Source organism: Mucilaginibacter sp. L3T2-6 (genome assembly GCF_030519355.1).
Classification (GTDB): domain Bacteria; phylum Bacteroidota; class Bacteroidia; order Sphingobacteriales; family Sphingobacteriaceae; genus Mucilaginibacter.
Window position 1 is genome coordinate 53,864 of the sequence record NZ_JAUMKC010000017.1, and the last position, 25,079, is coordinate 78,942.

Annotated in this window: 22 protein-coding genes; 17 read left to right on the plus strand and 5 right to left on the minus strand. The window is 46.3% G+C overall.

What is annotated here, in order from left to right; genetic code table 11:
• Positions 1-9: 9 nt before the first annotated feature.
• From Q3W13_RS17880 to Q3W13_RS17915, 8 genes are all read left to right on the plus strand, one after another.
• Positions 10-999 (plus strand): beta-ketoacyl-ACP synthase III, encoded by a 990-nt coding sequence (locus tag Q3W13_RS17880; protein WP_302866089.1) that lies wholly within the window; start codon positions 10-12, stop codon positions 997-999.
• Between the two features lie 252 nt (positions 1,000-1,251).
• Positions 1,252-1,740, plus strand: a complete 489-nt coding sequence (gene accB / locus Q3W13_RS17885) for an acetyl-CoA carboxylase biotin carboxyl carrier protein (protein WP_302866090.1) — start codon at positions 1,252-1,254, stop codon at positions 1,738-1,740.
• An 89-nt stretch (positions 1,741-1,829) separates the two neighbouring features.
• Positions 1,830-3,170: an acetyl-CoA carboxylase biotin carboxylase subunit gene (gene accC, locus Q3W13_RS17890; RefSeq protein ID WP_302866092.1), complete on the plus strand. Its 1,341-nt coding sequence runs from the start codon at positions 1,830-1,832 to the stop codon at positions 3,168-3,170.
• Between the two features lie 68 nt (positions 3,171-3,238).
• Positions 3,239-4,126 carry a twin-arginine translocase subunit TatC gene (gene tatC / locus Q3W13_RS17895; RefSeq protein ID WP_302866093.1) on the plus strand — a complete coding sequence of 296 codons (888 nt, stop codon included), beginning with the start codon at positions 3,239-3,241 and terminating at the stop codon, positions 4,124-4,126.
• 226 nt (positions 4,127-4,352) lie between these two features.
• Positions 4,353-4,787, plus strand: a complete 435-nt coding sequence (rpiB, locus tag Q3W13_RS17900) for a ribose 5-phosphate isomerase B (RefSeq protein WP_302866094.1) — start codon at positions 4,353-4,355, stop codon at positions 4,785-4,787.
• Positions 4,788-5,084: 297 nt separating this feature from the next.
• Positions 5,085-6,671, plus strand: coding sequence for a M28 family peptidase (locus Q3W13_RS17905; protein WP_302866095.1), 1,587 nt, complete (start codon positions 5,085-5,087; stop codon positions 6,669-6,671).
• 113 nt (positions 6,672-6,784) lie between these two features.
• Entirely contained in the window at positions 6,785-8,329 is a 1,545-nt protein-coding gene (locus tag Q3W13_RS17910) for a M28 family peptidase (RefSeq protein WP_302866098.1), read from the plus strand.
• 191 nt (positions 8,330-8,520) lie between these two features.
• Entirely contained in the window at positions 8,521-9,906 is a 1,386-nt protein-coding gene (locus Q3W13_RS17915) for a LutB/LldF family L-lactate oxidation iron-sulfur protein (protein ID WP_302866100.1), read from the plus strand.
• An 88-nt stretch (positions 9,907-9,994) separates the two neighbouring features.
• Here Q3W13_RS17915 and Q3W13_RS17920 read toward each other — a convergent pair whose 3' ends face one another.
• Complete coding sequence (locus Q3W13_RS17920; protein ID WP_302866102.1) at positions 9,995-10,858, minus strand: DUF4198 domain-containing protein; 864 nt, start codon at positions 10,856-10,858, stop codon at positions 9,995-9,997.
• Between the two features lie 495 nt (positions 10,859-11,353).
• On the opposite strand from Q3W13_RS17920, the gene Q3W13_RS17925 reads away from it, so the two are divergent.
• From Q3W13_RS17925 to Q3W13_RS17940, 4 genes are all read left to right on the plus strand, one after another.
• Positions 11,354-13,330 (plus strand): dehydrogenase E1 component subunit alpha/beta, encoded by a 1,977-nt coding sequence (locus Q3W13_RS17925; protein ID WP_302866103.1) that lies wholly within the window; start codon positions 11,354-11,356, stop codon positions 13,328-13,330.
• Between the two features lie 202 nt (positions 13,331-13,532).
• Complete coding sequence (locus Q3W13_RS17930; protein ID WP_302866105.1) at positions 13,533-14,411, plus strand: ABC transporter permease; 879 nt, start codon at positions 13,533-13,535, stop codon at positions 14,409-14,411.
• Between the two features lie 89 nt (positions 14,412-14,500).
• Positions 14,501-14,782, plus strand: a complete 282-nt coding sequence (locus Q3W13_RS17935; RefSeq protein ID WP_302866106.1) for a DUF3098 domain-containing protein — start codon at positions 14,501-14,503, stop codon at positions 14,780-14,782.
• A gap of 93 nt (positions 14,783-14,875) precedes the next feature.
• A complete protein-coding gene (locus Q3W13_RS17940) occupies positions 14,876-15,670 on the plus strand; it encodes an undecaprenyl-diphosphate phosphatase (protein WP_302866108.1) in 795 nt (264 codons plus the stop codon).
• An 82-nt stretch (positions 15,671-15,752) separates the two neighbouring features.
• Here Q3W13_RS17940 and hflX read toward each other — a convergent pair whose 3' ends face one another.
• Complete coding sequence (gene hflX / locus Q3W13_RS17945; RefSeq protein ID WP_302866109.1) at positions 15,753-16,937, minus strand: GTPase HflX; 1,185 nt, start codon at positions 16,935-16,937, stop codon at positions 15,753-15,755.
• A gap of 364 nt (positions 16,938-17,301) precedes the next feature.
• Positions 17,302-18,603 carry an amidohydrolase gene (locus tag Q3W13_RS17950; protein ID WP_302866111.1) on the minus strand — a complete coding sequence of 434 codons (1,302 nt, stop codon included), beginning with the start codon at positions 18,601-18,603 and terminating at the stop codon, positions 17,302-17,304.
• Positions 18,604-18,973: 370 nt separating this feature from the next.
• On the opposite strand from Q3W13_RS17950, the gene Q3W13_RS17955 reads away from it, so the two are divergent.
• The 3 genes from Q3W13_RS17955 to Q3W13_RS17965 all read left to right on the plus strand — a co-directional run bounded on the left by Q3W13_RS17955 (position 18,974) and on the right by Q3W13_RS17965 (position 20,915).
• A complete protein-coding gene (locus Q3W13_RS17955) occupies positions 18,974-20,071 on the plus strand; it encodes a YbjQ family protein (protein WP_302866112.1) in 1,098 nt (365 codons plus the stop codon).
• A 329-nt stretch (positions 20,072-20,400) separates the two neighbouring features.
• Entirely contained in the window at positions 20,401-20,637 is a 237-nt protein-coding gene (locus Q3W13_RS17960; protein ID WP_302866113.1) for a hypothetical protein, read from the plus strand.
• Positions 20,637-20,915 (plus strand): type II toxin-antitoxin system RelE/ParE family toxin, encoded by a 279-nt coding sequence (locus tag Q3W13_RS17965; RefSeq protein ID WP_302866114.1) that lies wholly within the window; start codon positions 20,637-20,639, stop codon positions 20,913-20,915. The genes Q3W13_RS17960 and Q3W13_RS17965 overlap by 1 nt, the downstream gene beginning before the upstream one ends.
• A gap of 226 nt (positions 20,916-21,141) precedes the next feature.
• On the opposite strand, the gene Q3W13_RS17970 is transcribed toward Q3W13_RS17965, so the two are convergent.
• Both Q3W13_RS17970 and Q3W13_RS17975 read right to left on the minus strand, forming a co-directional pair.
• Positions 21,142-21,684: a peroxiredoxin gene (locus tag Q3W13_RS17970; protein ID WP_302866116.1), complete on the minus strand. Its 543-nt coding sequence runs from the start codon at positions 21,682-21,684 to the stop codon at positions 21,142-21,144.
• A gap of 385 nt (positions 21,685-22,069) precedes the next feature.
• Positions 22,070-22,945 carry a TIM barrel protein gene (locus tag Q3W13_RS17975; protein ID WP_302866118.1) on the minus strand — a complete coding sequence of 292 codons (876 nt, stop codon included), beginning with the start codon at positions 22,943-22,945 and terminating at the stop codon, positions 22,070-22,072.
• Between the two features lie 262 nt (positions 22,946-23,207).
• Between Q3W13_RS17975 and epsC the strand changes: the two genes are divergently transcribed.
• Together epsC and cysM are read left to right on the plus strand one after the other, a co-directional pair.
• A complete protein-coding gene (epsC, locus tag Q3W13_RS17980) occupies positions 23,208-24,020 on the plus strand; it encodes a serine O-acetyltransferase EpsC (RefSeq protein ID WP_302866121.1) in 813 nt (270 codons plus the stop codon).
• The gene (cysM, locus tag Q3W13_RS17985) at positions 24,004-24,897 is read left to right on the plus strand and encodes a cysteine synthase CysM (protein ID WP_368077638.1); all 894 of its coding nucleotides are present in this window, start codon (positions 24,004-24,006) and stop codon (positions 24,895-24,897) included. Before epsC ends, cysM begins: the two co-directional genes overlap by 17 nt.
• Positions 24,898-25,079 lie beyond the last annotated feature (182 nt).

The window sequence follows — 25,079 nt, forward strand, 5'->3', positions numbered from 1 at the left end:
AAAATAGAAATGAGTAAAATTCATGCTGCTATTACAGCTGTACACGGTTACGTTCCCGACTATGTATTAACTAACCAGGAGCTGGAAACAATGGTAGATACCAACGACGAGTGGATAACCACCCGCACCGGTATTAAAGAACGAAGAATATTAAAAGGCGAAGGCCTTGGTACGTCAGACCTGGCCGTTCCGGCAGTTAACGCATTGCTGCAAAAACGCGGCATTACCGCCGATGAACTCGACCTCATTATTTTTTGCACTACTACGCCCGACCGCGTATTCCCTGCTACGGCAAATATACTGGCCGATAAAATAGGCGCAAAAAATGCCTGGGGCTGGGACCTGCAGGCGGCCTGTTCAGGTTTTTTGTTTGGCCTGGCCACCGGCTCGCAATTTATCGAGAGTGGCAAGCATAAAAAAGTATTGGTGATAGGCGGCGATAAGATGTCGTCGATTACTAACTACCAGGACCGCGCTACCTGCATTATCTTTGGCGATGGCTGCGGGGCGGTATTGCTCGAGCCAAACGACGAAGGTAACGGCATCATTGATTCCATACTGCGCAGCGACGGCGTAGGCGTAAACTACCTGCACCAAAAGGCAGGCGGCTCCGTTCGGCCGGCATCACACGAAACCGTTGATAACCGCGAGCATTACGCGTACCAGGAAGGCCAGGCGGTATTTAAATTTGCCGTAACCAATATGGCCGATGTTGCCGCCGAGGTAATGGAAAAAAACAACCTGAAATCAGAAGATATTGCATGGCTGGTTCCGCACCAGGCCAATAAGCGTATTATAGATGCCACTGCTAACCGCACCGGTTTAACCCCCGATAAAGTGATTATCAACATTGAAAAATACGGGAATACAACCAATGGCACCATTCCGCTGTGCTTGTGGGAGTGGGAAGACAAATTTAAAAAAGGCGACAACCTGATTTTAGCAGCCTTTGGCGGCGGCTTTACCTGGGGCTCGATATATTTAAAATGGGCATATTGATTGAAGTCTGAATTTTTTGATGTGCGAATGTGCGGATGAAAAAAACACATCCAGCCGTTATAAGTTTATATATTTGCGCAGCGAACGGAACATTAACAATAACATATTGTTCATTAAATACATTTTAACACCTAATTGAGACATCGGCACATTTGCATATCCGCACATTCGCACATCGGTGGCGCATTTAGGATTGGCATATTTGCATATTAACGTATAACTTTATCTTTATCAAAACCAATTAAACCCGGCATGGATATTAAACAAATTCAGGATCTTATACGCTTCGTTTCTAAATCAGGCGTAAACGAAGTTTCGATAGAGCAGGAAAACTTTAAAATCACCATCAAAACCAACCAGGTTCAAACCGTGGTGAATGCAACTATACCGGACACCGGCTATCTGCCTGCCCCGCAAGCTGCATTGCTTCCTGCTGCCCCTGCACCGGCGGCCGCACCGGCGCCTGCGCCTGCTGCAGCACCGGCAGCTGAACCATCGAACTATGTTACTGTGAAATCACCTATGATCGGTACATTTTACAGGTCGGCAAGTCCTGAAAAGCCATTATTTGTAAACGTTGGCGACGAGATAAAACCAGGCACCGTGCTTTGCATTATCGAAGCAATGAAATTATTCAACGAGATCGAGTCGGAAGTTTCAGGCCGTATTGTAAAAGTACTGGTTGACAACGCATCGCCGGTTGAATACGACCAGCCGTTATTTTTGGTTGAACCGATGTAAATTTTATTGGAAGATGGGTTAATTTGAAGATTTGAAAATGACTTTTTCATCTTCAAATTTTCAAATCGCCAAATTTTCAAATCGAAACTATGTTTAAAAAAATATTAATAGCTAACCGCGGCGAAATTGCCCTGCGAATTATTCGCACCTGTAAAGAGATGGGTATAAAAACCGTAGCTGTATATTCAACTGCCGACCGCGACAGCCTTCACGTACGTTTTGCCGATGAAGCCGTTTGTATTGGTCCGCCTGCCAGCCGCGACTCTTATTTAAATATCCCAAATATTATTTCGGCAGCGGAGCTGACCAACGCCGACGCCATACATCCTGGCTACGGCTTCCTTTCTGAAAATGCTAAGTTTTCAGCCATTTGTGCTGACTACGGTATCAAATTTATTGGCGCCACTGCTGCTCAAATTAATGCCATGGGCGATAAGTCATCGGCTAAAGAAACGATGAAAAAAGCCGGTGTGCCATGTATCCCCGGTTCCGAAGGCTTGTTAAACAGTGTTGCTGAAGGAATCAGTATTGCCAAAAAGATAGGCTATCCTGTTATATTGAAAGCAACTGCCGGTGGCGGTGGCCGCGGCATGCGCATTGTCTGGAAAGACGAAGACTTTGAAAATGCCTGGGACAGCGCGCGTGCCGAGTCGGGCGCAGCCTTTGGCAACGACGGCATGTACCTTGAGAAATACGTGCAAGACCCGCGCCACATAGAAATACAGGTGGTGGGCGATCAGTTTGGCAAGGTTTGCCACCTGAGCGAACGCGACTGCTCTATACAGCGCCGTCACCAGAAGCTGGTGGAAGAATCGCCCTCGCCGTTTATGACCGAAAAGCTGCGCAAAAAAATGGGCGACGCAGCCATAAAAGGCGCTAAAGCCGTTAAATATGAGGGTGCCGGCACCATTGAGTTTTTGGTTGATAAAGACCGCAACTTCTACTTTATGGAGATGAATACCCGAATACAAGTAGAGCACCCGGTTACCGAAGAAGTAATCAACTTCGACTTGATTAAAGAGCAGATAAAGGTTGCCGCAGGTATCCCTATCTCGGGCAAAAACTACGAACCGGTAATGCACGCCGTAGAATGCCGTATCAATGCTGAAGATCCATTCAATAACTTCCGTCCGTCGCCAGGCCGGATCACCAACTTTCATTCGCCGGGTGGCCATGGTGTAAGGGTGGATACGCACGTTTATGCGGGCTACTCCATTCCGCCAAATTACGACTCGATGATCGCTAAGGTGATCACGGTAGCGCAAACCCGCGAGGAGGCGTTAAGCACCATGGAGCGCGCATTAAGTGAATTTGTTATTGAAGGGATAAAAACCACCATACCTTTCCATCTGAAATTACTGAAAGACCCTAACTTTAGGGCCGGTAATTTTACCACGAAGTTTATGGAGACCTTTGAATACTCCGAGTAAACAAAACTGCGTTTTTATAAATACGAAATTACCCCCCGGGCTTTTAAGCCCGGTTTTTAGTTTAAACCATGGGCTTTGGCAAAAAGATAGTACAGGCTATCAAGGATAAAGGAAACAAGCTGGACGGCGAGATGTCGTTCTTTGAGCATTTGGAGGAACTAAGGTGGCATTTAATACGCGCTGCCCTGGCCATTGTGGTATTTGCTGTTGTTGCATTTGTTTATTACGACGATATATTTACTGGTATTATCATGGCCCCAACTCACACATCATTTTGGGCTTACCGGATGATGTGCGGCATGGGCGATTTTTTACAAGGTATATTGCCGTCGCTGTTCAAGGCCAAAGACTTCTGTGTCGACAGTATAAATGTAAAACTGATTAACACGGAAATGGCCGGACAGTTTACGCTGCAAATCAACTCATCATTAATGATCGGCTTGATTTTGGGCATACCTTATTTGTTTTGGGAGCTATGGCGTTTTATTAAGCCCGCGCTGCACGAAAAGGAGCGCAAAGCTGCCAGCGGATTCGTTTTTTATGCTTCCCTGTTATTTTTACTGGGGGTTATGTTTGGTTATTTCATCATCACCCCGCTATCCATCCGGTTTCTTGCGGGATATAAAGTAAGCGATGCCATCCAAAACCTGTTTAGCATCGATTCCTATATTTCATCCGTTGCTACGCTAACCCTTGCTACAGGCGTAGTTTTTCAGCTGCCAATTTTGGTATACATAGTAGCCAGCCTGGGATTTTTGACGCCAAAACTTATGCGCAAAAGCCGCAGGTACGCCATTGTTGTTATTCTGATTATTGCCGCCGTAGTTACACCAACCCCCGATGCGCTTACCATGACGGTAGTTGCAATACCATTGTTCGTTTTATATGAGCTTAGCATAGTGGTAGCCGGTGTAGTTGAAAAACGCCGCGCTAAGAAAGAACTAATGAACATATAATCGCATATGCTTGGCGCAGATGACGCGCTGTTAAAAGCGATGCTGACAGATAAAACAAATCAAAGCACCCTGTAATTGAAAAATTACAGGGCCTTTTTTTAATGGCTCATCATTGTTCACCCGCACTAAGGGTTCTTTCATTCAACATCTGGCCTTTAAATCTGCGCTGTGCTTTCCCACAAAAATTTTACCTTCGCCGCTTACAATAATCATTAGATTTGAACATATGAACAAGGGGCTAAAAATTGCCATCGGCGCCGACCATGCCGGTTTTGATTACAAACAACAATTAATTGAAGCACTTGCCGGAAATGAAGTAAAAGACTTCGGCACTTATTCCGATGCATCGGCAGACTATCCCGATTTCGCCCACCCAGTAGCGCTGGGTGTTGAAAGCGGCGACTTTGATTTTGGCATACTGGTTTGCGGCAGCGGCAACGGCGTGGCTATGAGTGCCAACAAACACCAGGGCATTCGCGCCGCCATCTGCTGGAATGAAGAACTGGCCGAGCGGGCCCGCAGTCATAACGATGCAAATATCGTTTGCATCCCGGCCCGTCATATTTCGATAGAACTGGCAAAACAAATAGTTGAAATATTTCTAAGCACAGCGTTCGAAGGGGGGCGGCATGCCAACAGGGTAAATAAAATAGCCTGTTAGGGATAAGTGAAAGGATAAAAGTGAAGGGCGAAAGGTTTTTGGCCAACCTCAGTTGATAAAAGCCCTAAAGTTGCGACATAATTCAGCACGGTCTTGGGCCTGTGCTATTAGCAGATGACCGATTTATGGTGAAAGCCGCAGGACAATTTCCCGGTACGACTGCAGTAAGCAAAATACCATGAAAGGGTTAAATCCGTCAGCGATGGGTATCGCCCATCGTTAGGAAAGCGACTGGCGCACCACGCATCCGGCCATGAACCATCAGCTAAAAACCAACGATGAAACTGACCAAACATTATGAATAAAACCTTACTAACTCTTGCAGCACTTGGCCTGGTGACAAGCGCCTGTGCACAGCAAAACAAAACTGCCGTAAAGTACGGGCGGATCATCACAGCCGATCTGGCGAAAAAGCACCTGGACATCATCGCGTCCGATGCTTTTGAGGGCCGCGAAACCGGCAAACCGGGCGCCGATAAGGCCGCTCATTACATTGCAGACCAATTTAAAGCTTTAGGGTTGCAGCCGATTGTGAACGGCTCGTATTTTTACGATGTTCCTGTTGTGCAAAATTCTTTTAAGGTGAACTCATTCACCGTTAACGGAACAGCTTTGGTCAGCGGCAAAGACTTTTTTGCCGGTCGTGGCGCGGGTACCCAGACTATTAATGCCAAAGATGTTGTGTTTATAGGGTACGGCATCGGCGCGGACAATTATAACGACCTTAACGGGGTAGACATTACCGGCAAAGTGGTTATGTACCTTAACAGCGGTGAGCCAATGGATAATGGTAAATCGCGCATCAGCGGAACTGAAAAGCTGTCGGACTGGAGCGGACCACGCAGCAGGAAGCGCATGGCGCTTATACAGAGCAAAAAGCCGCTGTTGATTTTGGCGGTAGCAACCAACATGGGCGGCGGAAGAGCCGGCGGCAACCGTGGCGGTGCGCCGAGAAACCTGCCAATGACATTAAAACAGGACGGCCCGGCAGCAGCCGTAACTTATACCATACCGGTAGAGACTGCCGATATGATACTGAAAAACTCAGGTAAAACCATAGCTGATCTGAAAGCCGCTATTGATCAGACAGGAAAACCTGCTTCGCAGACAGTAGCTGCTGATATTGAAACTTCATACGCAACCGAAGAAATTCCGGTTAAGGCCGTTGATGTACTCGGCTTTATGCCTGGCAGCGACCCAAAACTGAAGGATGAAGTGCTGGTTATATCAGCACACTATGACCACATTGGCTTAATGCCCGAAGGCTCGAAAGATATGGTAAACAATGGCGCTGACGACGATGGCTCCGGAACCACAGGTATCATCGAGATAGCCACTGCTTTTTCAAAAGCAAAGAAAGACGGTCATGGCCCCAGGCGCAGCATCCTGTTCCTGGGTAATGTTGGCGAAGAGAAAGGCCTGCTCGGTTCGCAGTATTATACAGACCATCCGGTTATTCCCCTGGAAAAAACGATCACCGATCTTAACATTGATATGATTGGCCGCGTAGGCACTGAATATATTGGCAAGGCAGACTCATCAAACTATGTTTATGTTATTGGGTCGGGCATGTTAAGCACGGATTTGCATAACGTAAATGAAAAGGCCAATAAAACCTATACCCATTTAATACTGGACTATAAATATGATGATTTAAATGACCCGAACAGCTTCTACACCCGTTCAGACCATTATAACTTCGCCAAGCATGGTGTACCGATCATCTTTTACTTTAACGGCGTACATGCAGATTACCACCGCCCCGGCGATGAAGTAAGCAAAATCAATTTCCCGCTGCTGGCCAAACGCGCACAGCTGGTGTTTTATACCGCATGGGATTTGCTCAACGGCGATAAACGCCCGGTGGTTGATGGCAAAAAATAATAAACCCCCACGGATTTACGAATGTGCGAAACTCACCTATAGCGACGGCCTAAGCTGTCGCTACTTTTTTAATCGATTCTTATTCGGTATTTTTCACCCATAATCATTATCAAATGAAGAAAATTGTATTACCATTTATTTTGGCCGGACTGGTAACCGGCGCCATGGCTCAGCAAAATCCGGTCGCAATGAAATACGCGAAGATTGTGAGCCCCGAACTGGCAAAAAAACATCTGAGTATTATAGCATCTGATGAGTATGAAGGCCGTGAAACCGGCAAGCCCGGCGCAGACAAAGCTGCCCATTACATCGCCAACGAATTTAAGTCTGTTGGCCTGCAGCCAATAGTTAACGGTTCGTATTTCTTTGACGTGCCATTGTCTGAAAAAACCTCGAGAGTTTCATTTACAGCAAACGGGCAAACGTTTGAAAGCGGAACAGATTTTTATGCTTACAAAACAAGCGACGAATGGACAGCGGATGCAAGCGAAATAGTTTTTGTAGGCTACGGCACCGAAGCTGAATTAGGTAACACCGACTTAAGCGGCAAGGTTGTTTTATGGGTGAACGAAGATAAACCGGAAAATGGTCAACCGGCTAATACAGGCTTCCGCGGCTCTCCGGCGCGTGTTGCAGTTTTAAAAAATATCCTGGCTAAAAACCCTGCCGCAGTATTAGCGGCAAACGGCGAAATTGCCGATGTATTAAAGAAATTCAAAAATTACATTACCGCCCCGCGCATCGGTATTAAAAAGGATGACACTAAACCGGCGCAGAAATCGCCAGCGGTTATCTGGATCACTACCGCAATGGCAGATCAATTGGTAAAATCAACCGGTAAAACCTATGCTGATATTAAGGCTGCGGCCGGCAGTGCACAGGTTATTAAAGCCGATGTTAAAATAGATTTTAAAACGGTGAGCAAAGATGTTAAGGCAGTTGATGTATTGGGCTTTTTACCAGGCAGCGATCCTAAATTAAAAGATGAAGTACTGGTAATTTCGGCGCATTATGACCATATCGGGCTAAACCCGGACGGTGCTGACAAAGTGAACAACGGCGCCGACGACGATGGCTCAGGCACAACAGCAGTGATGGAGTTGGCGAGGGCATTTTCAAAAGCAAAAAAAGACGGACACGGGCCAAGACGCAGCATCCTGTTTTTAGGTAATGTTGGCGAAGAAAAGGGTTTGCTGGGATCGGAATACTATACTGATCATCCGGTGATCCCGCTGGAAAAAACCATTGCCGACTTAAATATCGATATGGTTGGCCGCGTTGGCGAAGAATATGCGGGTAAAGCAGACTCTGCAAACACGGTATACGTGATCGGTTCAGGAATGCTGAGCACTGATTTGCATAAAGTAAATGAGAATGCCAATAATACTTATACCAAAATGGACCTGGACTATAAGTACGATGACCCTAAGGATCCTAATGACTTTTACCACCGTTCAGATCATTACAACTTCGCAAAGCACGGTGTGCCAATCATTTTTTACTTTAACGGCGTGCACAAAGACTATCACCAGCCCGGCGACGAAGTAAGTAAAATAAACTTCCCGCTGCTGGCCAAACGTGCGCAGCTGGTATTCTACACTGCCTGGGATCTGGCAAATGCCGACAAACGCCCCGTGGTAGATGGAAAAGTGAATTGATTTAAAGTTAGTAACTCCAATTAATTTGGATTGGGTTGATTATGTTAACCCGGTTAAATAATAGGGAAGGGATGAGCGTAGCGCTTGTCCCTTTTTATTTTGATTTGTTTTGACAGGGTATCGCAACGTCGAAAATTTAAAACAGACAGAGCAGTACGCACTTAATTAACAAATTCCCTAACTTCGCATTTATGGGAAATACTGCTGAAGAATTCCTGGCTACCTCTAACGAAAAGGCGTTCGACATGGATCACCGCCGTATTATCAATTACAATATTGGTAAATACGATAGTGCAGTTGATAAAGGTCTGTCGAGATTTGTAAACCTTGAAAATGCGAAACGCAAGGCCCACGGCATAAAATGGAAGGTGATGGAGAACCTGGATAAGCTGTTGCCGGAGTTTGAAGCCAATTTCCAGAAACGCGGCGGTAAGGTAATATGGGCCAACGATGCGGAAGAAGCTAACCGCGAAATACTTAACATCATCAAAAAGGCCGGGGCCAAAACAGTTGTAAAGTCGAAGTCGATGGCGACAGAGGAAATTCAATTGAATGAATTCCTGGAGGAAAACCATATCGAATCGCTGGAAACCGACCTGGGCGAATATATTGTGCAATTGCTTGGGCAGCGGCCTTACCATATTGTTACGCCGGCCATGCATCTTTCAAAAGAAGACATTGCCAAATTGTTTAATGAAAAATTCGGCACTCCGATTGATTTTACGCCAGAGCAGCTCACCCAAAAAGCCCGCGAACTGCTGCGCGAAAAATATGTGCAGGCAGATGTGGGTATTACCGGTGGCAACTTTTTGATAGCCGACACCGGCAGTATTGCCATTACAGAAAATGAGGGTAATGCCCGCTTGAGCACGTCGTTCCCTAAAATACATATTGCTGTCGTAGGGATTGAAAAACTCATTCCGTCGATAGCCGACCTGGATTTATTCTGGCCATTATTAGCTACCCATGGTACCGGTCAAAACCTGACGGTTTACAATACCATTTTAAGCGGCCCGCGCCAACCCGATGAAACGGATGGCCCGGAAGAAATGTATGTAGTGCTGCTGGATAACGGCCGGACTAATCTGCTGGCGCAAAAAGAGCAGCGACAGGCATTGTATTGCATCCGCTGCGGAGCCTGTTTAAATGCCTGCCCTGTATATAAAAACATTGGCGGACATACTTATGAAACCACGTACAGCGGACCTATCGGCTCCATTATAACACCGCACATGGCCGGTATGGACGAGTTTAAGCACTTAAGCTACGCCAGCAGCCTTTGCGGAAAATGCACGGAGGTTTGCCCGGTAAAAATAGAAATTCATAAGATGCTGCTGCTGAACCGCCGCGATGCCGTTCAGGAACACCTGGTAACTAACAAAGAAAAATGGGGCTGGTCGGCCTGGAAAAAGGGCATGCTCAGCCGCAAGCTTACCGACTTTTTAAGCGGCCGCACCAAAAACATCATGCTGCGCACCTTCTTTAAAAAAACCTGGGGACATTATAAAGAGATGCCAAAGGTTGCTGAGAAATCATTCAGCCGGATGTATAAGGAGAAGAATGAGTTTGGGGATTAATTAATCAGAGACTGGTCAATCAGAGGTTAGGGAAGAGCGCGGTACACCAGCCGTTTTTCTTACTAATCTCTAATCTCTAACCTCTCTCTTAATGTTTATTTCCGAAACCAAATTCCTTATAGGTGTTCGGCAATTCGTCCGAGCTGCTGAACGGGAAGGTGTAGGAGGTCCACCAGCTTTCATAATCGGCATCTTTATCTTTGGTTGGCTCGATGCGCACACTGCGCAGCATATAAATTCCTTCGCGGCTCATGTTAAATACCACCTCGCCATCGCCGTTGGTAGTAAGCGTTTGCGTGTAAACGTTGCCCGTGGTGGTTTTGATGTATAGGCCTACAGAAGCCGATCCAACCGGCTTATCTTTGAACTTGAGCACGGCAATCATATCATCGCCGTATTTCCTGCTGTATGGATTTTTCTTAAGGATAAACTCAAAATCCTGTTTCAGATCCTTCTCGTAGGCATTGCCATCGTTATCGTCAACCGATACCAGGGTTTTCAGGCAGCGGGTATATTTTTCTTTCACCCTGAACTGGTTGCCGTTTTTTACCTTTTCTGCCAGCTTGTCAAGACCCTGGTTGGTTAAAAAGTCTGCGTAGGCATCGCGCGAGGTAAAGCTGAATTCGTAACTCCGGGTCATCTCGATCAGCGACTGCCCGCTGTTGTTCATTTCGTAGCTCAAAACCGGCGCTGCGCTGTCCTTCGCCATTGGCTTCAGATCTATTTTCTTTGAGCCGTTGTGCAGCATAAACTTGCTGGTTTTTCCGGGCTGATACGGTATCTCTGCATCCTTTACAAACAAATCGCCGATCAGCAAATGCAGGTTCAGTTTATCACCTTTATGCATAAAAAACATTTCGGGCATCAGGAAGATATCGTGCGTGGTTGCTGATATGGCTATGGCTGCTGCAAGTACTAAAAGGATAAGCGGGGTGCGTCTGTTTTTTGTCATGGGTACTGGTTATTCGGGCTAACTGTTTCCGTTAACGAAGTAATGAAAAGATTAGCGATTTATTGCAACGTAAAAACAATAATACGCTCAAACTACAAATAAAAGTTGATTTCTGTTAAAATTTAACACTTTTCCGGATGCTGAGGTTGGCGCGTATTGCATACGTTTTCGTAAATAATCAATTAGCGCTTGCCTGTTTAGCGGGCCAGGGCGTATCGCATACCATACCCGTTAACTAACTACATTTGTACGTATTGCCCCCTCGAAATCTCACCGGTTGGGGAGACTTTAGCTGGCGCTCAGGCACAATTTTTTAAGCCCTCCCAACCGGGGAGGATTTAGGTGAGGCTTTGATACGCTGCTAAAGGGGATTTTTCTTAAGTTAACGGGTATGGTATGGATACGCGGCCATAAAGTCGCGGTACAAAAAATAATCTGACAATGACTAATGCCCATTCCCCAATAACTAATAAAAAACTTCTGTAGTTTTGCCATATGAAATTCGACCGGAAAAACCTAAGTAATACCCAGCTGATCGAGTTTTACAAGAAACTGCTTTGGCCGCGCCTTGTGGAAGAAAAGATGCTGATCCTGCTGCGGCAGGGGCGCATAGGCAAATGGTTTTCTGGCATCGGGCAAGAGGCCATTGCCGTTGGCAGCGCCCTGGCTATGAATGCGGACGAATATATTTTGCCGATGCACCGTAACCTGGGGGTATTTACTACGCGTGAAATACCTTTGCAGCGGTTGATGGCGCAATGGCAGGGCAAGGCATCCGGCTTTACCAAAGGGCGCGACCGCTCATTTCACTTCGGTACGCAGGAGTACAAGATCATCGGGATGATATCGCACCTTGGTCCGCAGATGGCGCTTGCCGATGGAATTGCTTTGGCGGATGTACTGAGTAAACGCCAGCGGGCTACCCTCGTATTTACGGGCGAAGGCGCCACCAGCGAAGGCGATTTTCATGAGGCATTAAACATAGCCGCCGTATGGAAGTTACCGGTTATATTCCTGATAGAGAACAACGGCTACGGTTTATCAACCCCGATAAGTGAACAATATAACTGCAAATACCTGGTAGACAAAGCCGTTGGCTACGGCATGGAAGGCCGCCGCATTGACGGAAATAACCTGCTGGAAGTATACCATACCGTAAGCGAAATTGCAGCAAATATGCGTGAAAGGCCCCGCCCGGTTTTGCTGGAATGTATGACGTTCAGGATGCGGGGACATGAGGAGGCCTCGGGGACTAAATATGTTCCGCAGCAATTGTTTGATACCTGGCGGGCTAAAGACCCGATACAGAATTTTGAGGCCTGGCTGCTGCGCGAAGGTGTATTGCGCCCCGACTGGTTGCCGGAAATGAGGGCGGAGTTTACCGCTCAGATAGAAGCCGATATTGAAAAAGCTTTCAGCGAGCCGGACATCATCCCCAATATCGAAACCGAATTGGCGGACATGTATAAGCCCCATAGCGCGCCGGTTACGCCCGCCAACTTTACAACATTTTCGCGGCGCTATATTGATGCCATAACCGACGGCCTGAGGCAGAGCATGCGCAAATACGAAAACCTGGTGATAATGGGCCAGGACATTGCCGAATACGGCGGCGCCTTTAAAATTACACAGGGTTTTGTAGAGGAATTTGGCCGCGGCCGGGTGCGTAACACGCCTATCTGCGAATCGGGTGTTGTGGGGGCCGCAATGGGGTTGGCCATAAACGGTTATAAGGCAGTGATGGAAATGCAGTTTGCCGACTTTGTAACCGAAGGCTTTAACCAGATTGTGAATAACCTGGCTAAAACTTACTACCGCTGGGAACAGCCGGTTGATGTGGTGGTGCGGATGCCGGCTGGCGCAGGCACGGGCGCCGGGCCTTTCCATTCGCAGAGTAACGAGGCCTGGTTTACCAAAACCCCGGGCCTGAAGGTGGTTTATCCCGCCTTTCCGGCAGACGCAAAAGGCCTGTTGATGGCTGCAATAGACAACCCTAACCCGGTAATATATTTTGAGCACAAATACCTGTACCGCAGCATTAGCGGCGAGGTGCCAGATGGCGACTATTACGTAGAGATAGGAAAAGCCAATACGATACAAAAAGGTACCGATGCCAGCATTATTACTTACGGGCTCGGCGTGCACTGGGCGATGGAATATGCTGCTAAGCACGCGGATAAATCGATCGAAATTATTGACCTGCGCAGCCTGCAGCCATGGGATAAAGAAGCTGTTGAAGCCAGCGCGAAAAAGACCGGCCGCGTATTGGTATTGCACGAAGACACCCTTACCAACGGCTTTGGCAGTGAAATTGCCGCCCACATTGGGGAACAATGCTTTAAATACCTGGACGCACCTGTTATGCGCTGCGCCAGCCTGGATACCGCTATTCCGATGAGTAAAGCCCTGGAAGAGCAGTTTCTGGCAAAGGCAAGGCTGGAGGAGACGATGGAAAGGTTATTAAAATATTAGTACCAGCTTTCCTGCAAACCCGTTTCGTTAAATTTTGTTAAAACTGCACCGGTTTCGGCAGGGCATCAACAATAATCACAGATAAACTTTTACCTTTAGGCTAAGGTTTGTTATTTTCGCGGAATAACTAAGGTGGAAAGGCTTGTGTTTGAGAGAATTCGTCTCAGATCACATGTTTTACATCTCAAATCTACACACCAGCATGGAAGAATTTGAAGAAAGCGCATCGGCCAAAAAAACCAAAACGATATACATATCTACCGTTTTCGGCATTGCTATGGTCCTGTCGATGATAGGTTTGCTGGGATTGATTTTGGTTGAGGCGAATAACCTGAGCCGCTATGTGAAGGAAAATATTGTGCTGAACGTGTTTGTTGACGACGCCGCTCATGAAAGCGACGTATTGCAATTGCAAAAACAACTGGAAGGCAGCCAAATGGTAAAACAAACCCAATATGTTAGCAAAGAGCTTGCCGCCCGCAACCTGCAAAAGGATCTTGGCGAAGACTTTGTGAAGTTTTTGGGTTATAACCCCCTATCGCAGTCGCTGGATGTTTACCTGAAAGCAGAGTACGCCAATAACACTGATATTGAAAAATTTAAAGCAGAGTTACTGCGTAACCCGCTGGTAAAAGAAGTAAAATACCAGAAATCGCTGGTAGACCAGATGAATGAGAATATCACCACCATCAGTTTAATTATCCTGGTATTTGCCGCTATTTTCGTTCTGTTATCAGTTGCGCTGATCAACAACACCATCAGGCTGGCTATCTACTCACAGCGTTTTTTAATCAAGTCGATGCAACTGGTGGGCGCCACTAAAGGGTTTATCCGCAAGCCATTTATGCTTTACGGTATATGGCATGGCCTTTTGGGCGCCCTGATCGCCATCCTGATACTGGTAGGTACGTTATCTTTAGCCTATAAAGAAATACCCGATCTGATCATCCTTAGAAATTATACAGAATTCGGGCTGATATTTGTGGCGATAGTGGGGATCGGGGTGTTTATTTCGGGCTTCAGTACCTATCTGGCAGTTAACAAGTTTTTACGTTTAAAAATATACAATTTATACAGGTAGAGGAGGTGAAAGGTAAAAGCTTAAAGGCGAAAGATTATAACATCGCCATACGGGCCCATCACTAATTCGACAATTCACAATTAAAAGATATGGCACAGCAAAATAAACCGGGCACGCCCATAAAAACTACAAGCGCTGCAAGGCCGGCGGCTAAACCAACCGATGCGAGGCCTACGACCTTTGTTTTCGGAAAAGAAAATTATCGTTTATTTATCATCGCCATTGCAGTGGTGGCATTTGGCTTTATACTGATGTCGGGCAATACGGATATTTACAGCACTACTAAAATTGTAATTGCCCCGCTTGTGGTTTTAGGTGGTTTTGCAATAGGTTTTTTTGCAATATTTAAGAAGGCTGTAAAGGTTGATTAAGTAATTTAATAGTTCACAGTTAATGTTTCACAGCCGTTTGCGCGCTTAATCATTACAACTTTTATAACCCCTGCAACTTTTTCAACCCCAATCATGAACATCATTCACGTTATTATTCTTTCTATCATCGAAGGGATAACCGAATTTTTGCCGATCTCATCCACCGGCCACATGATCCTTGCCTCGTCGGTAATGGATATCGCATCCGACCCGTTTGTAAAACTCTTTACTATAGCCATACAATTAGGCGCCATCTTATCGGTAGTGGTGCTGTATTATAAACGGTTTTTTAAGTCGCTGAACTTTTACTACAAGCTTTTTGTAGCTTTTTTGCCAGCGGCGATATTCGGCCTTTTATTCAGCAAGAAGATAGACCAGTTGTTAGAAAGCGCATTAACCGTAGGTGTTACCATGTTTGTCGGCGGCATTATTTTATTATTTGTCGACAAGTGGTTTAATAAACCTGTCGTAACCGAAGAAAAAGATATCAGCTATCCCAAGGCCTTTATCATTGGCTTATTTCAGTGTTTAGCGATGATCCCGGGGACGTCCCGCTCTGCGGCTTCCATTGTGGGCGGTATGGCGCAAAAGCTTACCCGCACAGCGGCAGCAGAGTTTTCTTTCTTTTTGGCAGTTCCTACAATGTTTGCCGCAACTGCCAAAAAGCTATGGGACTTTCACAAAGAAGGCCACGTTTTTACCGGCGATGAGATCAAATTCCTGGCGATAGGCAATATTATCGCATTCGTTATCGCCATGCTGGCCATTAAGACCTTTATTACTTTCCTGGAGAAGAAAGGCTTTAAGCTGTTTGGCTGGTACCGTATTGTGCTGGGCGCTATTATTATCGTTTTGATATTAAGCGGGCATGATTTAAAGACGGTATAATTACTTTCGGTGATTCTATTGATTTAGATGATTACACCGGTAATAAATTCAAACCGGTGTAATCATTCTCAAATCTGTGAAATCAATATAGTAAGTGGTCATACGGATACCTCGACGTATGAAGTTCTTTAACCTCCTCATACAACAAAGCCCTGAATTCCTCTACATTTTCCTTTTTGGTGGCCGAAATAAATAGGGCCGGGCTGTTATTTTTTGCCATCCAGCTGTTTTTAAAATCGTGCAGCGTTAAGGGCTCTGCTTGCGGTTCCATTTCATGATGCAATGGTTCAAAGGCGTCTATTTTATTGAAAACAGTAATAACCCGCTTATCAATGGCGCCAATGTCCTTTAGTGTTTCGTTAACCGTTCTGATCTGGTCTTCAAAATTGGGATGCGATATATCTACCACATGCACCAGGATATCCGCCTCCCGGACTTCATCCAAAGTCGACTTAAAGCACTCTACCAGGTCGTGCGGCAGCTTGCGGATAAAGCCTACGGTGTCTGACAGCAGGAAGGGCACATTCTCGATCACTACTTTGCGTACAGTCGTATCCAGCGTAGCGAAAAGCTTATTCTCGGCAAACACCTCCGATTTGGAGATCATGTTCATGATGGTTGATTTCCCGACGTTGGTATAACCCACCAGTGCCACGCGGATCATCTGCTGGCGGTTTTTGCGCTGCGTCTCGTTCTGCTTGTCAATTTGCTTCAGCTTGTCCTTCAGCAGTGATATTTTGTTCAGGATCAAGCGCCTGTCTGTCTCTATCTGCGACTCACCCGGCCCGCGCATACCGATACCGCCCTTCTGGCGTTCAAGGTGCGTCCACAAGCGGGTAAGGCGGGGCAGCAGGTATTGCAGCTGCGCCAGCTCCACCTGGGTTTTGGCCTGTGCGGTTTGCGCACGGTTGGCGAAAATATCGAGTATCAGGTTATTGCGGTCGAGGATTTTTACCTGCAACTCGTTTTCAATATTGCGGAGTTGCGAGGGGCTTAGCTCATCATCAAATACCACCAAATCTATTTCTTCGGCTTTTACAAATGCTTTTATATCTTCCAGCCTGCCAGAACCCACAAATGTAGTCCGGTCTGGCCGCTGCAGCTTTTGGGTGAAAACTTTTACGGTTGCAGCCCCTGCTGTCGCCACTAAAAATTCAAGTTCTTCAAGGTATTCTTTGGCCTGCTCGTCGCTTTCGCCCTGCGTAATAACGCCCACCAGCACGGCCCGTTCCTGCTTCACAGCAGTATCATAAAATTTTTGCTTCATTAATTATTTAATAACAATCAAGGTGCCAATATACTGAAATGGCAGCTAATCAGACTTTTTTGCGGGACAAATGTCAGAAGCCGCTTTTACATTGCATGGCTTTACAATTGATTTTGCCGCTTGCGGGGCCGGCGGCATTTTATTTGGCGATGTATGACCCATCGCTTTTCGGGATATTATTTGGCTGAAGGGAGGGCACGCGGCGGATGTGTGTTGGCAGGGGTGTGTTCGGCGCCATGCATTGTACGTTATGCCTATCCGTTATGTATGCGGGTTACACACCCCTGCGCCTCTCAAGAGGGGAGCCGAAGCGCGCTGTCCCTGTATTCTTTAAATTTCCTAACAAATCCTTTCTTGCCCGGCGCTATTTCCCGTTCATATAATCCAGCGTTAAATTGCAAAGCGCCTTAACGCCTAAACTAAAACCGCTTTCGTCGATATAAAAATCAGGGGTATGGTGCGAGGCTGTGGTTGCCGGGTTGCCGCCTTTGGGCATGCCGCCCAGGTAAAAATAAATGCCCGGCACTTTTTGCTGATAAAAGCTGAAGTCCTCCGCACCGGTATCGGGTGCGCGTAAGATCATATTTTCAGCGCCAAATACGCCCTGCAGGGTCGGCAGCATTCTGGCAGTAAGCGCCGGGTCGTTATAGGTAACCGGGTAACGGGTGCTGTATGGAATGATCACCTCGGCGGTTGCGCCGTTGGCTTCGGCGGTTTTTGTGGCGATCAGCTTTACTTTTTCAATCAGCAGCTTTTCGTCGGCTGCGGTAAAGGCGCGCAGCGTGCCCAGCATCTCCACACGTTCAGGGATAATATTGGTCCGGTTGCCGCCATTAATGGCACCGATGGTAACCACTGCAGGGTTTTCGGTAATATTTACATTACGGCTTACGATAGTCTGCAGATTGTTGACGATCTGCGCGGCAGTAACAATGGGGTCGACGCCGGACCACGGGGCCGCTCCGTGCGCCTGCCTGCCTTTAACGATAATCTGCATACCGTTAACGCCCGCCATAAATCCGCCGGGCCGGTAGGCGATCTTGCCGACTTCCGTCTGCGCGTTAATATGCAGGCCGAAAATTACGTCAACCTTCGGGTCTTCCATTACGCCTTCTTTTACCATTTGCTCTGCCCCACCCTTTTCGCCCTGCGGCACGCCTTCCTCTGCCGGCTGGAAAATAAACTTCACCGTACCGTGCAGATCGTTTTTCATGGACGACAGCAATTCTGCCACGCCCATTAAAATCGCCATGTGCGAATCGTGGCCGCAAGCATGCATTACGCCCACATCCTGCCCGTTATAGGTTGTTCTTACCTTTGATGCAAAAGGAACGGGCGTGCGTTCGGTAACCGGGAGTCCGTCCATATCCGCGCGCAGCGCGACTACCGGGCCGGGCTTGCCGCCTTTTAACACACCCACTACACCGGTTGTAGCTACACCCGTCTTTACCTCCATACCCAGCGACTGTAAATGTTTGGCGATGATGCCCGCGGTTCGCACCTCATGGTTGCCCAGCTCGGGATGCTCATGAAAATCGCGGCGCCAGGCCACCACCTTGCTTTTCAGGGCATCCGCTTTTTTATTGACTTCCGCTTTGTAAGGATTGGTTTGCGCAATGGCAGGAATGGAATACGCCAGTAGTGCGAGCAGGTAAAGTTTTTTCATGATGAGGAATTTGCAGGTAAGATAGGGAATTTGGGGAAATATTGGCAGGGGGAGAGTTTAGCCAGGCGAGTTATCCTTCTTCCTTTCTCGTTGGTCGGGATTTGCAATCGACCCAATTTTTATGGATTTGTAATCCGGGAAAAATAAATGTTTTGTGCGCAGGGGATTACAAATCCCTGTTATTGCAGTCCAGGATTATAAATTAAGACTAACAGATTACCCGTTCTACGGAACACAAGAAGCCTTGCGGTCAAGGCCAACTCTTCATTCTCAAGGCAGAAGAGAATAAAAGTATAGTTATTCATAGATAGACAGGACGCTATGTGATATATATAAACGTTATATCATTTCTGCTTGTGTTTTTGCAGCTATGTTATTAGCTTTAGCAAAACAAGGTATGAGAAAAATACTTATCACAACCACCGATACTTTGTGCGGTTGGGAAATTGACACATACATTAAACCGGTATTTGCGAGTATCGTAGTGGGCGCCGGTCTCTTTGCCGACTTTAGCGCTTCAATTTCAGATATGTTTGGCGGAAGAACTGGCAGATATGAGAAAAAACTGCAAGGCATAAAAGAAGACGCCATCGCTTCGCTTACTTATAAAGCGACGGAACTGGGCGCGAATTGCATCCTGGGGCTTAAGATTGATGTGGATGAGGTTAGCGGCAAAAACATGCAGCTGTTTATGGTAACCGCTACAGGTATGGCCGTTATAGCCAGGAGTCTAAAGAGTTTCGACCCAAGCCACGCCGGGGGTGTTGTAGATAAAGAACATCTTATTGATAAATCCAATATCCTTAAGCTTGCCAAGAAGTTCCAAAGCCCAACTACCGCTCTAAAGATAGAAGAATTGCAATTAATAGTTCAAAGTCGTTCGGCTTCCTTCAAAGAGTTTATCATAGGAAAGATAAAAAAAGCAGCTTATGAGGGCTTAAACACGGAAGCTGGGCTGGCTGACTACTTGAAGCTTTATAAAGATTATTTTTTGTCTATCAATCCGCAGGAGGCAATCAGCATGCTATATCCCGTAATGATGTCCGATAACAACGAAACGCTAATAACTATTTTAACTAATTTAGTTAAAGAGGGAGACCTCGTTGATTACGAATACATTCATCAAATGCTTGCTGGCGATCAAAGGCAACGCAAGCTGGCACTAAACTTATTGCTTTCACACAAGCCATCATACAACACTACAGATATCGGCGTGATAAAACAATTGATTCCAAAAATAAGGGAAAGTTTCCCCATTGTAGCTTCTGTAGGGGCTAAAAAAGGGTTTTTATCATCCACCGCGCAAGAAGTATGGATTTGCCCATGCGGCGGCACAAATGCCGTTGATGAACCGAGATGTACGAAATGTGGGCAGGATCAATTTGGGTTTAAGGCAAATGAGTATACCGCTGATGATCTCATTGGTGTGCTTACCAATAGGGTTGCGGCGCTGGAGAGTTTGTTGTAACCGGTTGTTTTCGTGTGGCTGCATGCTATAGTACAGTAATCCGGGGGCCTATTTACCCAAGAGAGTCTGCATATTTAACAGCTATGCATGTTCTTTACCTGTGTAGCGGGCTACGTAGCCTTGTCCTCTGAACCAGCCATTGCTGGCGTACGCGTGGCGCGTGTGCCTATGCCAACATGTCTATCCGTTATCCTGTTAAACGCGACGATGTCTGGGCAGGGCGCAGGACAAACGCGGCACGCGTGCTGCCAGAAATGGGGAAATTAATATCAATGAGATATTTGATTTACTTACGCAGAAGTTTAAATTTGTGAAAGACGTTAGAAACGATGACAACATCAACCATCCGTAAAAAATTAATAACCTATCTTGCCGATGCCGATGATAGTAAAGTAAAAGCTATTTATACGCTTTTAGAAGACGACATTCGCCAGGAAGAATTTGCCTTTACAGATGAACAAATGCAGATTTTAGAAAAGGAACGTGAAATGCACCTTAACGGGCATAGTAAATCATATAGCCGTACAGAAGCTATTGAAATTATAAAGGGGCAGCGTACATTTTAATGTATCAATTAGTTGTAAAACCTCGCGCCATTTCGATGGCCAAAGAAGCTTACGATTGGTATGAAGAACAACTACCAGGCTTAGGCAACAGGTTTTTAGGCGAACTTGACACTTGTTTTAACAAACTGGAAAAACAGCCCCTATTATATGCCAAAATCAAAAATAATTTTCGCCAGGTTTTATTCGCCAGTTTTCCGTTTGAAATTATTAAAGATGGCGTGGTAGTTTATGCCGTGTTTCATACCAGCCAAAGTTTAAAGAAAAAGTTTAGAAAATAATTCTCCTTCAAGTGCTTCATCTGGCCTAGGCACCGCGTAACTTAGACCTACAATAATGGAAGCATTCTGCTTGCGGGATTGTATGACCATTATCGCATTTTAATCGATTGAGCTGAAAGCTTACACATTGTAGTGACAAAGCTCCTAAAGCTCGACTGTAACGCTTTTTGTAGTCTCAAACCAGCATTGAGCATTACAATGCCAGGCGTCAGCCGGTTATAAACGGTTACTTTTTATGGGCCCTTATAAATGCCAATGCATCATCCGCATGTTTTTTACCCTGCATCATTGCCGTGTAGGCGAAAACAACCTTGCCTTTCGGGTCGATAACAAAGGTTTCGCGGCCTGTCATAAACATGGTGTTTTTAACGCCGAATTTGTGGTACACTACGTTGCCGGGGTCGCTCAGTAAAATAAAAGGCAGCTTGTAATGGTCAGCAAAGGCCTTGTGGCTGGCTACGGTACCCGCATTTATACCTATAACTTTTGCGCCGGCTTTAGTAAAATCGTTAAAAATATCCCGAAACCGGCAGGCTTCTTTAGTGCAGACCATGCTTTCATCTTTCGGATAAAAATAAATCACCAAGTAGCTTTTCCCAACGTAATCGGCACTATTGAATGTTTTGCCATTTTGGTCGGTAAGCGAAAAGGCAGGCATCGCATCGCCTACTACGATCTCTTTCCCGGCCGGCTGGGCCTTTGCGTTATCCAGGCTCGTAAAGGATATAAAAAAAGTTAAGAGTAAAAGTTGGAGTGATTTTGCTTTCATACCCTTACATACGTTCAATCTGCTATAAAACGATTTACTGATTGAAAATATTTGAGCAAAGCCCGGGAAATTTATTGTATGATCGTACCTCGCGCCGGGCATAAATGCGAGGGGTTAACACCTGTAAACCCCTCGCATTTATAATGGCCTGACTATTAAATAATTGTAGCTAAACGAGGGTTTACAGTGTCACCCCGGACTGTAAACCCCGAATGGATCTTCTGATTATCAGTATGTTACAAACAAACAAAAATTAAAAACCCTGATAATCAATATTTTACATAGTGCTCGCAATGTTCCGTGTGCAGAAAAACGGAACGCTTATAGCAAAAAAAGGCCGGTTATCTTTCGATAGCCCGGCCAGAGTTGATTGATTGATAGATCGTTATACCAGGTTCGCCTTGATATAGGTAATGCTTTTGGTAATGCTGTCGTAAGGGCTGCCGGGGCAGACGTCCTGCTCAACAAAGAAATATTTTAGTCCTGCCTTTTTAGCGTGGGTAAATATCTTTTTAAAGTCGATAACACCGTTGCCAACTTCGGTAAACATCTGTTTCGGCGTATTGTCCATGTCTTTAACATGCCATAGCGGGAAGCGGCCCGGATGCTCATTTATTAAAGCGATAGGGTCCTGCTTGGCTTTGGTAACCCAATAAAGGTCCATTTCCATTTTCACCAGGTCTTTATCGGTGGCGGCTAACAGGGTTTCGTAAGGATATTTGCCGTCTTCCTGGATAAATTCGAAATCGTGGTTATGGTAGCAAAGCTGGATGCCTGCCTTTTTGCAGATCTCGCCGCCCTTGTTCAGATCGTCACCGATCTTTTTGTAATGGTCCAGCTTGCCGCGCTCAACGGGCGATAACCAGGCGCACACCATATATTTTATGCCAATGGCAGCGGCATCGTCAACAGCTTTTTGCCAGTCGTTTAAAATGGTGCCTTTCATGTCTTTGCTGTCTTCGCCCAGGCGATAGTGGCTGCTTGGCATGATCAGGCCGTTATCTTTCAAAAGCTTTGAAAAAGCAACGCCATCCATACCATAAAACTTCTCGCTGCCGGTGTAGGTAGCACCTTCCACGGAGGTATAGCCTATTTGGGCAACTTTAGCCAAAGCTGCTGCGGGGTCGGCGCTCATGGCATCGCGCACGGTGTATAGTTGCAGTCCGATATACTTTTTGTCGTACGCAAATAGTTTAGGGGCCACTAGTAACCCGGCCGAAAGCACAGCCGAAGTTTTAAGAAAATCTCTCCTGGTACTCATTGGTTTTAAAATTGGTGATGGTAAATATAGTGTAATCTCTACACCAAACAAATATTTTTTAAAGATATAAGACGTTAGATGGGAGATATAAGATTTGGTTTAATCGATGTGCGCCTCTTCCCAATTTTATCGGCTTGAATTAAAATTACATGAGGGAAACAATCTTTTACCAAAATATACGATTAACTCTATAGTTTTACCCCGTAATTTGTAAACCAAACAACACTGGTCTGTAACCAATGACCATTGACTGATAAAACCAATGACCAATAACGAATTCCTCCGGCAGATTTTTGATACGCACCGGCTTACGGAGCCAGTGGCGTCAAACGATGAGATTGCCGGGTGGGCTTTACAGGTGATACGCCTGCTTTTCCCCGAGCAATCGCGGCAGGAATTTGCTGCGATAGAAGAATTAAAGAAGGCGTTTACGCAGCTGGAGGGTGAGTTGTGTCATATCATGCAGGCTACCAAGGCCTGCGAGGGCTGCAATAATAAGGTGCTGGCTAAAGCTGTATTTGAAGAGTTGCCGGAGCTGTACCGCATATTAAAAACCGACATACAGGCCATTTTTGAAGGCGACCCCGCTGCGCGCACCGAATTCGAGGTGATCCGCACTTACCCGGGCTTCTTCGCCATATCATTCTACCGGCTGGCGCATTGCCTTTATAAGCAGAACGTACCCTTATTGCCGCGGATACTGACGGAATATGCCCATTCAAAAACCGGTATCGATATCCATCCGGCAGCACAAATAGGTGAGTATTTTTATATTGACCATGGCACGGGCATTGTGGTTGGAGAGAGTTGCATTATAGGTAAGCACGTAAAGCTTTACCAGGGTGTTACGCTGGGTGCGCTGAGCGTGGCAAAAGATATGGCATTTACCAAGCGTCATCCAACAGTAGAAGACCATGTAGTGATTTACTCGGGCGCTACCATCTTGGGCGGCGAAACTGTTATTGGTCACCACAGTACCATTGGCGGCAACGTATGGCTGACACACAGCGTTAAGCCAAACTCAACGGTTTATCATAAACCTGCTTTGGTGGTACTAAATAAACATACAGATTGAGGTTATGGCAGGTATAATTGATTTGATAGGCAATACGCCAATGGCGGAACTGAAGAGGGTTAACCCTAATCCGAATGTTCGGATTTTTGCCAAACTGGAAGGAAACAACCCCGGCGGGAGTGTGAAGGACAGGGCTGCACTGAATATGATACGCAGTGCCGTTGAACGTGGCGATATAAAGCAAGGCATGCAATTAGTGGAAGCCACCAGCGGTAATACAGGGATAGCGCTTGCCATGATCGCCTGCCTGTATGGATTGGAAATTGAACTCGTGATGCCCTCGAACTCCACCCGCGAGCGTACCCTCACCATGGAAGCGTTCGGGGCTAAAGTTACCCTGCTTGAGGGTATTGAAGCCTGCCGCGATTACGCAGAAGAAAAAGGTGCTACGGGTGAATACTTTTTGCTGAATCAATTTGCAAACCCGGATAATTACCTGGCCCACTACAAGACCACCGGCCCCGAAATATGGCGCGATACCAACGGGCAAATAACCCACTTTGTAAGTGCGATGGGCACCACGGGCACCATTATGGGTAATTCACGATATTTTAAAGAGAAAAATGCCGGCATACAGATTGTAGGCTGCCAGCCAACCGAAGGATCATCTATTCCGGGCATACGCCGCTGGCCGGTTGAATATCTGCCAAAGATATTTGAGCCGGAGCGGGTAGACAGGGTTTTAGATATTTCTGAGGCCGATGCCACACAAATGGCCCGGAGACTGGCCAAAGAAGAAGGTATTTTCGCCGGAATGAGCAGCGGCGGGGCTGCGGCTGCAGCGATTAAGGTTGCGCAGGAATTAAAAGAAGGCATCATTGTTTTTATCTGCTGCGACAGGGGCGACAGGTACCTGAGCAGTGAATTGTTTGGGTAGGCCTGAGAAGCCATACTACACATTGTAAATCGCAAAATGCGCCCCTCTTCAGGCCGAGAATGCATCAAGCCATAAAATAGAAGAAATTCAAAAGGTCAAACGGGCCGACATATTACAGCGCAGGTAACGGGCCTGCGGAAATAAGCATTTTTGTTACAAACAACGCCGCCAACATTTTCATA